At 56.4% G+C, this 9,191-nt stretch carries 12 protein-coding genes; 3 read left to right on the top strand and 9 right to left on the bottom strand.

Annotation, left to right across the window (positions count from 1 at the left end; all coding sequences use genetic code 11):
- Window positions 1–57: 57 nt before the first annotated feature.
- The 3 genes from AABB29_RS10905 to nth form a co-directional block, all read right to left on the bottom strand.
- Complete coding sequence (locus AABB29_RS10905; RefSeq protein ID WP_341366884.1) at window positions 58–1,251, bottom strand: C4-dicarboxylate ABC transporter substrate-binding protein; 1,194 nt, start codon at window positions 1,249–1,251, stop codon at window positions 58–60.
- Window positions 1,252–1,544: 293 nt separating this feature from the next.
- Complete coding sequence (locus AABB29_RS10900) at window positions 1,545–2,534, bottom strand: adenosine kinase (protein WP_341366885.1); 990 nt, start codon at window positions 2,532–2,534, stop codon at window positions 1,545–1,547.
- Complete coding sequence (gene nth / locus AABB29_RS10895; protein WP_341366886.1) at window positions 2,531–3,175, bottom strand: endonuclease III; 645 nt, start codon at window positions 3,173–3,175, stop codon at window positions 2,531–2,533. The genes AABB29_RS10900 and nth overlap by 4 nt, the downstream gene beginning before the upstream one ends.
- 93 nt (window positions 3,176–3,268) lie before the next feature.
- On the opposite strand from nth, the gene AABB29_RS10890 reads away from it, so the two are divergent.
- The 3 genes from AABB29_RS10890 (at window position 3,269) to AABB29_RS10880 (ending at window position 5,766) form a co-directional block, all read left to right on the top strand.
- The gene (locus tag AABB29_RS10890) at window positions 3,269–4,117 is read left to right on the top strand and encodes a bifunctional helix-turn-helix domain-containing protein/methylated-DNA--[protein]-cysteine S-methyltransferase (RefSeq protein ID WP_341366887.1); all 849 of its coding nucleotides are present in this window, start codon (window positions 3,269–3,271) and stop codon (window positions 4,115–4,117) included.
- Between the two features lie 117 nt (window positions 4,118–4,234).
- Window positions 4,235–4,891 (top strand): OmpA family protein, encoded by a 657-nt coding sequence (locus AABB29_RS10885; RefSeq protein WP_341366888.1) that lies wholly within the window; start codon window positions 4,235–4,237, stop codon window positions 4,889–4,891.
- A gap of 107 nt (window positions 4,892–4,998) precedes the next feature.
- A complete protein-coding gene (locus AABB29_RS10880; RefSeq protein WP_341366889.1) occupies window positions 4,999–5,766 on the top strand; it encodes a FadR/GntR family transcriptional regulator in 768 nt (255 codons plus the stop codon).
- On the opposite strand, the gene AABB29_RS10875 is transcribed toward AABB29_RS10880, so the two are convergent.
- From AABB29_RS10875 to AABB29_RS10850, 6 genes are all read right to left on the bottom strand, one after another.
- A complete protein-coding gene (locus AABB29_RS10875) occupies window positions 5,767–6,507 on the bottom strand; it encodes a CPBP family intramembrane glutamic endopeptidase (RefSeq protein ID WP_341366890.1) in 741 nt (246 codons plus the stop codon).
- A gap of 115 nt (window positions 6,508–6,622) precedes the next feature.
- The gene (locus AABB29_RS10870; protein WP_341366891.1) at window positions 6,623–7,183 is read right to left on the bottom strand and encodes a F0F1 ATP synthase subunit B; all 561 of its coding nucleotides are present in this window, start codon (window positions 7,181–7,183) and stop codon (window positions 6,623–6,625) included.
- Between the two features lie 3 nt (window positions 7,184–7,186).
- Window positions 7,187–7,732 (bottom strand): F0F1 ATP synthase subunit B', encoded by a 546-nt coding sequence (locus AABB29_RS10865; RefSeq protein WP_341366892.1) that lies wholly within the window; start codon window positions 7,730–7,732, stop codon window positions 7,187–7,189.
- Between the two features lie 79 nt (window positions 7,733–7,811).
- The gene (locus AABB29_RS10860) at window positions 7,812–8,033 is read right to left on the bottom strand and encodes a F0F1 ATP synthase subunit C (protein WP_341366893.1); all 222 of its coding nucleotides are present in this window, start codon (window positions 8,031–8,033) and stop codon (window positions 7,812–7,814) included.
- A 57-nt stretch (window positions 8,034–8,090) separates the two neighbouring features.
- Complete coding sequence (locus tag AABB29_RS10855; RefSeq protein WP_373636497.1) at window positions 8,091–8,849, bottom strand: F0F1 ATP synthase subunit A; 759 nt, start codon at window positions 8,847–8,849, stop codon at window positions 8,091–8,093.
- Window positions 8,839–9,177, bottom strand: coding sequence for an AtpZ/AtpI family protein (locus AABB29_RS10850; RefSeq protein ID WP_341366894.1), 339 nt, complete (start codon window positions 9,175–9,177; stop codon window positions 8,839–8,841). Before AABB29_RS10850 ends, AABB29_RS10855 begins: the two co-directional genes overlap by 11 nt.
- Window positions 9,178–9,191 lie beyond the last annotated feature (14 nt).

The raw sequence follows: 9,191 nt of genomic DNA, 5'->3' as shown, positions 1-9,191 counted from the left end.
AAGCCTCCCGCATGTCGCGGGAGGCCTCACTAACTGCTATTCAAAGGCGTTTGGCGCCTAGAATTCCGCCAATGTATCGCGCACCAAGGCATACAGCTCTTGCGCTGGCAGGCCGTCAATTGTGTTCTGAATGATCCAGTTCGCTGCCGACGGTGCGGCAACCGCACTGTTAATGGTCGCAAGGATATCAGGGCCGAAGGTCAATTGGATCACGCCGCGCTCTTCCAGCGCAGGATCCCAGGCTCTCAGCGTCACTTCGGTGTAGTAGTTGATGTAGTGATCGAGCGCTTCATCCACCGAAGATAGCAGTGCATCGCGGTGCTCAGCCGACAGGCCGTCCAATGCAGGCGTGTGGATCACGACAGGACAATTCACCGTTCCTGGGTTCAGGTTTGTTGTCCACCAGGACCCGTTCTCAATCGTACCAAAAGCAACGTGGGCGTGCGGTGCAAAGCTGACGGCCCGGACCTCACCTGATGCCATGGCTTCAGCCGTCGCAGGTGCAGGCAGAACGACGGGGTTGGCACCCAGTGCCGCAACCGCGTCACCAATACCGCCGGTTGCCCGGATCGACATGGTCTGGAAGTCGGTCAAAGATGTTGGCGGCTGACCTGTACCCATGATGTTTTGCTGCGGCAGCGGTGTCGGCATCAACAGCGTTGCATTATAGCGTGCCATATCGGCTTGCGTGGCAGGATGCTCGTAAACGGCCCAAGACACGGCCAGCTCCTGCTCGAGCGTTTGCACACCCAAGAAAGGCAACTCCAACACGTTCAAGGAAGGGTTCTTTTCGGGATGGTAGCCCGCACAGAACTGGGCCATTTCAAAAGTCCCTGCCGCAATCCCATCCAGATTTTCCGCAGGCGCAGCCAAACCACCATAAACAAGGTTCAGCGTGAAATCACCGCCCGTTTTTGCGTCGACCAGCTCGGCCAGTTTTTCAAGGTGCTCGGTAAACGCACGGCGGCCACCCCATAGCGAGACCTCCCAAACAACGGGGCCTGCGTCCAGACTCGGACAAGCGGCACCGATACATTCAACCTGGTCGGCCTGCACGTTCAAACGGCCAAGGACCGAGTCGATTACGTAAACGTTATCGGTAAACTCAATCAATTGGCCCGATACGGTGTTCCCGTCCTGGGTCTGTAGAGTAACTTCCTGCGCGCCCGCCAGATTTGGCATGCTCAGGGCGGCAGATACACAAAACGCTGCTGCAAGAGAGCGATTGGCATTTTCGATTAGACGAAACATGTGGCCTTCCTCATTTGAACTCTTGTTCTCAATCTCATTCTTCTGGTCTTAGACTTTCATACGACCCCAAGGCCGAAGGTACCAATGGTCAATCATGTCGCGACTCAGTTTCCAGTTTGTATGACCTAAGGGAACAATGAGACCAAAATCTGCCGAAAGATGGTTTATTGTGGGCTAATCAGCCAAGCCACGCAAGTTTTCCCATATTTGCGCGAAAAAAAGGGGGCATAGCGCCCCCAATCCGATGAAAAACAATCAGAAATACGTATCGCCCGCAGTCAGCTCAACCTGAATCATACAAGCCCTTGTTGGGCAAATAGGCTGCGAAGATCGGCCTTGGGGCGTGGGCCGATATGGCCGATCACTTCGGCTGCGGCAACGACCCCCATACGCCCACAGGTTTCAAGCGACTGACCCGTCGCAAATCCATAAAGGAAACCGGCCGCAAATTGATCACCCGCCCCGGTTGCATCAACAGGGACAACTTTCTGCACCGGAACAGCAACTTGTTCGCCAGCGCGGCGCAACAGCACTGGATCGCCAGAACATGTGCAAACCACCGTATCGCAAACAGAAGCCGCCTGATCGAGCGCTTGACCCAGGTCATCTGTTTCATAAAGCGTTGTCCATTCTGCGGCATTGCCCAGAACAAAATCCATATCGTCCCGGATCAAGCGCTGAAAATCTGTCCGGTGGCGATCGGCGCAAAACGGATCAGAAAGTGTGATCCCCGCCTTGCCGCCCGCCGCCCGCATAGATTGCGCCGCCGCGGTAAAGGCCGTCTTCCCGTCATCCTTGTCAAAAAGATATCCCTCAAGGAAAAGGATCTTGCTGCCTGCAAATAGGTCGCTTGAAACATCTTTTTGTCCCAGATCAGCCCCGGCCCCCAGATAGGTATTCATCGACCGCTCCCCATCTGGCGAGACGAAGATCATCGACCGGGATGTGGGCGCTTCGGCCTCAGGGGTCGGGGGATTGGGGAACGCAGTCCCGGCCTCCTCCATGCCCTTGGCGTAGAACCGGCCCAAAGCATCATCCTTGACCTTGCCGATAAAGGCCGTCGAAAGACCCAAGCTTCCAAGGCCGGCAATGGTGTTGGCAACCGACCCGCCGGGGGTTTCAACGCGGTCTTGCATCGCAGCATAAAGGACCTCAGCCCGGTCACGTTCGACCAACTGCATGATGCCTTTTTCGATCCCCATGTGATCAAGGAACGTATCCTCGGCATGGCTGATCACATCAACAATCGCGTTGCCGATCCCGATCACATCGTAATTATTCATAGGTTCTTTTCCTCAAACTGACATAGGTCGCGGATCAAACAAGCCCCGCATTTTGGTTTCCGGGCGACACAGGTGTAGCGCCCGTGCAGTATCATCCAATGATGGGCATGAAGCTGAAAATCGGCCGGGATATGGTCTTCGATCGCCCGCTCAACGGCGTCCACATCTTTGCCCGGGGCCACGCCGCTGCGATTGCCGAACCGAAAGATATGCGTATCAACGGCCTGAGCGGGCTGTGCCCACCACATGTTCAGCACAACATTTGCGGTCTTGCGCCCGACCCCGGGAAGCGATTGCAGGGCGGCGCGGGAATTGGGGACCTCGCCGCCAAACTGATCCACCAGTATCTGGCTCATCTTCATGACATTCTTGGCCTTTTGGCGAAAAAGACCAATTGTCTTGATATGTTCGGTCAGCCCCTCAAGGCCGAGATCCAGCATCTTTTGGGGCGTATCAGCAACCTGAAACAGGGCGCGCGTGGCCTTGTTCACACCCGCATCGGTGGCTTGGGCCGACAATGCAACGGCCACGACCAATGTATAGACATTCACATGTTCCAGCTCGCCCTTGGGTTCAGGCTCTGCCGCGTGGAACCGGCTGAAAATCTCGCGGATCGTATGATAATCAAGCTGTTTTGCCATTGGGCCGGTATGCCTTGCCGCAAAAGGCGGGGCAAGCGCCGGATGCGCAATTTCCGGGTCGCTAATGGTCGCACACCGCCATAGTTTGACCCTATGGAACAGACAGAGACATATCATTACCAGGTCATGCGGCGCGCCATTGAGGCAATTGATGCCGCCAGCGACGCCCCAATCAGCCTGGCCGATCTGGCCGCTGAGATGAACATGAGCCCCGCCCATTTTCAGCGCCTTTTCTCATCCTGGGTCGGGGTCTCGCCCAAACGCTACCAACAATATCTGACGCTGAGCCACGCCAAAACGCTGCTGCGGGACAGGTTTACAACGCTTGAGACAGCCCATGCGGTAGGGTTGTCAGGCAGCGGGCGGCTGCATGATCTCTTTGTAAAATGGGAAGCGATGAGCCCCGGTGATTACGCCCGTGATGGCGCTGACCTGACGGTTTTCTGGGGCTGGTTCGAAAGCCCCTTTGGCCCGGCCTTGATCATGGGCACCACGCGCGGGATCTGCGGATTGGCCTTCGCAGCCGAAGCCGGGGCGGAACCTGCAATGGCCGATCTAAAGGGGCGTTGGCCCAAGGCCCGCTTTGTCGAAGATCCCAGTTTTCTGCGGGACTGGGCGACAGCTGCGCTTGGGATGCACGGCGAAACCAAGCTGCATATGATCGGCGCACCTTTTCAATTGAAAGTGTGGGAGGCATTGCTGACCATCCCTTCAGGACATGTGACCACCTATTCGGAAATCGCCTCAGCCATCGGCAACCCCAAAGCCGTGCGCGCCGTGGGCACCGCCGTCGGGCGCAACCCTGTCAGCTGGCTGATCCCGTGCCACCGGGCGCTGCGCAAATCCGGCGCTTTGGGCGGCTATCATTGGGGATTGCCGGTAAAGCGGGCCATGCTGGCGTGGGAGTCGGCGCGGGCGGATGCAGGTATAATACCTCAGTAAAGTAGGCAAAACCTTGCTATTCATTCTATCGTTATTGGATATCATGGGCAAACAAGGCATATGCTGTGCTATCCAAAACGCGCAGTTTGCGCACCCATATCAAATGGAACCATGACCATGACTATTAAAAGATTTCCCCTGGTACTTGCGGCGGCATCGCTGACACTTGTAGCGGCATGTGACCCAACGGGCCCTAACGCAAACGAGAATACGCAGCAGGGCGCATTGATCGGCGCGTTGGGCGGCGCCGCAGTTGGTGCTTTGACAAATAACGACGGCACCGTCCGCGAGCGGAACCAAGCCGCACTGATCGGTGCTGCTTTGGGCGCGGGTGTCGGCGCTGGCATCGGCAACAGCCTTGACCGTCAGGCCGAAGAACTGCGTCGCCAGCTGCGCAGCGATGTGGGCGTTTCCAACAACGGCGACAACCTGGTAGTTGTCCTTAGCCAGGACCTGCTCTTTGCGACAGACAGCACAGCCGTTTCGTCCGTATCGCAGCGTGAATTGCGCATCGTTGCAAGCTCGCTCAACAATTATCCGGACACAACCGTCAACGTGATCGGCCACACCGATAGCACAGGCGAGGCCGCCTATAACCAGGATCTGTCCCAGCGCCGCGCGCAGGCTGTTTCTTCGGTTCTGTTCAGCGGCGGTGTTTCACCTAGCCGTGTCCGCTCAATCGGTGCCGGTGAGAACCAACCGATTGCGTCAAACCAGACAGCCTCTGGCCGTCAGGCAAACCGCCGGGTTGAGATCATCATCACACCAAACTAATTCCGGTTTGATCTGTCTTGAAAGGGGTCGCAGCATTGCGGCCCCTTTTTCATTGTCGCCCGGCAGGATTGGTCATATCATTTGACCAATGACTGATTGCCCCTTCCATGCCCTTTGAACCCGTCCAGCAAGAAAAACTGTCGCATGGCGTTATCCGCCAGATCGAAGGTCTGATCCTGCGCGGCATTTTGCGGCCTGGTGAGCGGCTCCCGTCCGAGCGCGAGCTGAGCGAGCGTATGGATGTCTCACGCCCCTCATTACGTGAAGCACTGGCTGATCTGCAAAATCGCGGCTTGCTAAGTTCTAAGGCGGGTGCCGGGGTCTATGTAGCCGATGTGCTGGGCTCGGCCTTTGCACCGGCACTGGTTTCGCTGTTTTCAGAGCATAACGAAGCGGTCTTCGACTATATCAGCTTCCGCCGCGATATGGAGGGTTTAGCCGCCGAGCGTGCCGCAAAGCTGGGCAGCGATACCGATCTGAAGGTCATCGACACGATCTTTCAAAAGATGGAAGCGGCCCATCAAAAGCGCAATCCCGCGACCGAGGCCGGTCTGGACGCCGATTTTCATCTGTCCATCATTGAGGCCAGCCATAATATCATCATGCTGCACATGATGCGCTCAATGTATGAGCTGCTGCGCGAAGGTGTGTTTTACAACCGTTCGATCATGTTCAAGCAACGGACCACGCGTGACGTGTTGCTCGACCAGCACCGGCAGATCAACACCGCCCTGCAACAGCGCGACCCAGAAGCAGCCCGCGCCGCGGTCGAGATGCATTTGAACTTTGTCGAGGTTTCACTGTCAAATCATCAAAAATCCGAACAGAACGAAACCTATGCCCAAAAACGGTTCGAACATGAGCTGCGCCGCTAACTAGGCGACGTTCCGCACGGCGTTGTCCTGCCGCGCCATATCGGCCCATAACCAGATACACAGCACCGCCTGGATCAGAATGGCAAACAGCGTGCCCGGATGGACCAGGCCACTGATCTGGCTGGAAAACACCAGAAGATCCCAGATTGCGTGCCAGATGATCACCGGCCACAAGTTACCCAGCTTTAGCGCAAGCGGTGCCAGGAAAAACCCAACACAGAATGCTAAGGCCATATTCTGGATTGTCGGCCAAACCGCCTGCAGACCGATCCCGTTGAAACCGTGCAAAAGTGCAAAGCATACAGCGCTTAGCAACATCGCCTGACCGGCCGGTAGGCGCGTCATGACCCCGCGTAGCAACAGCCCACGAAACATCAGCTCTTCACTGAACCCGATCAGAAACGGAACCAGAACCAGCAGCCACAGGCCAGGACCAACCTGCGCATAAATCTGCGCCAGGTCCAAGCCCCACAGCATCATCACCATGAGAAACACAGAAGGGCACAGCCAGAGCAGGACCGGCCATTGCAGCGGCCCAAATCCAACTATCGCCCAACCGGCAAAACGCGTCACAACGAAGACGAGAAAGGCGGCCATAAATAGCTGCACGGGCAGCAGACCGCGCAGCATCGCCATTGTGTCGCCTGGCGGATCGTTCAAGACAAAGCGATAGGTAGTGGCAAGTGCGATGACAGCAAAATAAACCAGCATCATACGCAGCGCCAGCCGTAGGCTGGGCATGTGAACTCTCCCGCTCGGCCCCGGTGACAAACCTTCCAATGCAGGCCCGCCCTGTCAATAAAAAAGCCCGGATGAACAGATCATCCGGGCTTTTGAAAATCGTGTCATGGGCGTTTTAGTGCAAACGCTCGCCGACGGTTGCAATGGATTCGTCAATCAACGCACCGGCCGATTTCGCATCCATCTGCTTGGCCATCACGTCTTTGGCAGCACCAACAGCAACTGTGATCGCCTGATCACGCACCTCTTTCACAGCAGAGGCTTGCGCGCTGGTAATCTGCTCTTCCGCAGCAGCCAGACGGCGTGTGATTGATGCAGCAATATCATCCTTGGCGGCAGCGGCGGCATTTGTCGCCTCTTCCTTAGCAGATGCAACGATACGGGCGGCCTGCTCTTGGACTTCTTTTTGCTTGCGCTCGTAAGAGGCCAGCAAAGACTGCGCCTCTTCGCGCAGCGCCTTGGCTTCGTCCAGCTCAGACCGGATGCTCTCGGCACGTTTGTCAAGCAAGCCACCAACTTGGCTGGGCACCTTAAAGTAAATCAGGATGCCAACGAAGATGATGAAGGCGATCCAGACGACAAAGTCAGTATTGCCCAGCGAAAAGAAAGGTTTGTCGCCAGCTGCGAATGCAGGGGAAGCAGCCAGGGCAATGAGCGCTGTAAGTGTCAGTCTCATGGTCTAGCCTTTCATCCGTGCATTCACCGCAGCGGTGATGGTTTTCGCATCTGCCGTACCGCCCATCGACGCCACCAGTGCTTTGGCGGTGTCCTTGGCGACGGCTGTCACGCTTTTCACAGCACCATCGCGAATTTCGGCAATCGCCGCTTCGCTTTCGGCTGTCTTGGCGGCAATCTCGGCGTCGGCCTTCTGCAGCTCGACATCCAATTCCGCCTGAATTTCGGCTTTCGCTTCAGCGACGATCTTGGCCGCTTCGGCGCGCGCATCCACCAGGGCCTTTTCATAGGCAGCTTCGGCTTCTGTCGCTTTGTTCTTCAGCTCTTCGGCTGCGGCCAGATCATTCGTGATCGTACCAGACCGTTCCGCAAGCACAGCCCCAATGCGCGGCAATGCAATACGTGTCATCACGAAAAAGATCGCGACAAGCGTGACCACCAGCCAGAAAACCTGGTTGGACATCCAATCCGCACAAAGTTGCGGCATCCCAAGGGCGCTGCCCCCGGCGTCGACGCATGCTCCTGCGGCTTCTGTTGTTTCTGTTGCCATGATGGCCCCCGAATACCTTGAAAGTTTACCGGCTGGCACATGCAGCGCCAACCGGCCGTAAGGATATGGGTGTTGATGCTTAGATGAACATCAGCAGCAGAGCGACGAGGAACGAGAAGATCCCCAGAGCTTCTGCAAATGCCAGACCGATGAACAGGTTGGCAGTCTGCGACGCAGCAGCAGATGGGTTGCGCAGTGCCCCTGCCAGGTAGTTGCCAGCCACGTTGCCGACACCGATAGCAGCCAGACCAGAACCGATAGCAGCCAGACCAGCGCCGAGTGTTGCGATATCACCTTCCATGAGAAATCTCCTTACGATTGGAAGTTACGAAGATTGGGATTTGCCCCAACCAAACCTTTAGTGAGCGGGGTGCAATGCATCTTTCAGATAGACGCACAACAAGATGGTAAAGACGTAGGCCTGGATACCGGCAACCAGCACCTCAAGACCGTAGATTGCGACGATGCCCAAGATGGCAAATGGGCTGACCAACGCGACCTGCGCAAAGCCTGCAAAAACCTTCAGAACAACGTGGCCTGCGGTAATGTTACCGGCCAAACGGATCGAATGGCTGACGGGGCGCACGAAGTAAGAGATCAACTCGATAATGGCAATGACCGGCCGCAAGAATGCTGGTGCGTCCTTCATCCAGAACAGACCCAGAAACGCGGTGCCATGTAGGACAAAGCCCAGAACGGTGATCGCGATGAAGACACCAAAACCAAGCACCGCTGTTACGGCAATCATTGATGTCGCCGAATAGGATTGCGGGATCAAGGCCAAGTAATTGGCGAACAAGATGAACAGGAACAGCGTCATGATGTATGGGAAAAACTTGACCCCATCTTTGCCTGCAACATCTTCAACCATCTTGTAAACAAAACCGTAGATCAGCTCACCAATGGATTGGATGCGCGTGGGGACGACAGCGCGGCCCCGGCTGCCCAGCACAAAGACACCAACGATCGCCAGCAGCGCTACGGCCATCCACAGCGTTACGTTCGTGACCGTGTACCAGTGCACTGCGCCATCGCCGAAAAGCGGCTTGACGATAAACTGGTCCAGCGGATGAAATACCAGACCACCTTCGGAATGTGCGTCAGTTTCAGTCGCCACGTGCGTCACCCTCGTCTTCACTGGCTGCGGCCAGTTGTTTTTCCTGCACTTCCTTGGCCGACCGCACCATGGTGAGAACACCCGCCGCGAGGCCCAAGAATATGAAAAGCACCATCAAGAAAGGCTGGGTTCCAAAAACGGTATCCAGCCCGTATCCGATGCCAAATCCGATCCCAAGACCGGAAACAAGCTCTATCACCATTCGCCAGGCAAGCTGCGCTTGCGAATAATGTTCCTCCGAATGGCTTTTGTCGTCAGCCGGTGCTTTGAGCGCCGCGATTTTTGCTTCAAGCGCCTTGAGGCGGTCAGCATCTTGCGGGTCGGACATCGGTTTTCAGCCCC

The organism is Yoonia sp. BS5-3, from assembly GCF_038069655.2.
Lineage (GTDB): Bacteria > Pseudomonadota > Alphaproteobacteria > Rhodobacterales > Rhodobacteraceae > Yoonia > Yoonia phaeophyticola.
The sequence above is the reverse complement of the archived record's forward strand: the minus strand, read 5'-3'. Positions and strand labels throughout refer to the sequence as shown.

Excerpts from the sequence above, each read along its gene's own strand:
- AABB29_RS10860 (WP_341366893.1), bottom strand. The coding sequence starts at position 8,033 with ATGGAAGGTGATATCGCAACACTCGGCGCTGGTCTGGCTGCTATCGGT.
- AABB29_RS10880 (WP_341366889.1), top strand. The coding sequence starts at position 4,999 with ATGCCCTTTGAACCCGTCCAGCAAGAAAAACTGTCGCATGGCGTTATC.
- AABB29_RS10890 (WP_341366887.1), top strand. The coding sequence starts at position 3,269 with ATGGAACAGACAGAGACATATCATTACCAGGTCATGCGGCGCGCCATT.
- AABB29_RS10875 (WP_341366890.1), bottom strand. The coding sequence starts at position 6,507 with ATGCCCAGCCTACGGCTGGCGCTGCGTATGATGCTGGTTTATTTTGCT.
- AABB29_RS10870 (WP_341366891.1), bottom strand. The coding sequence starts at position 7,183 with ATGAGACTGACACTTACAGCGCTCATTGCCCTGGCTGCTTCCCCTGCA.
- nth (WP_341366886.1), bottom strand. The coding sequence starts at position 3,175 with ATGGCAAAACAGCTTGATTATCATACGATCCGCGAGATTTTCAGCCGG.
- AABB29_RS10850 (WP_341366894.1), bottom strand. The coding sequence starts at position 9,177 with ATGTCCGACCCGCAAGATGCTGACCGCCTCAAGGCGCTTGAAGCAAAA.
- AABB29_RS10885 (WP_341366888.1), top strand. The coding sequence starts at position 4,235 with ATGACTATTAAAAGATTTCCCCTGGTACTTGCGGCGGCATCGCTGACA.
- AABB29_RS10905 (WP_341366884.1), bottom strand. The coding sequence starts at position 1,251 with ATGTTTCGTCTAATCGAAAATGCCAATCGCTCTCTTGCAGCAGCGTTT.
- AABB29_RS10900 (WP_341366885.1), bottom strand. The coding sequence starts at position 2,534 with ATGAATAATTACGATGTGATCGGGATCGGCAACGCGATTGTTGATGTG.
- AABB29_RS10865 (WP_341366892.1), bottom strand. The coding sequence starts at position 7,732 with ATGGCAACAGAAACAACAGAAGCCGCAGGAGCATGCGTCGACGCCGGG.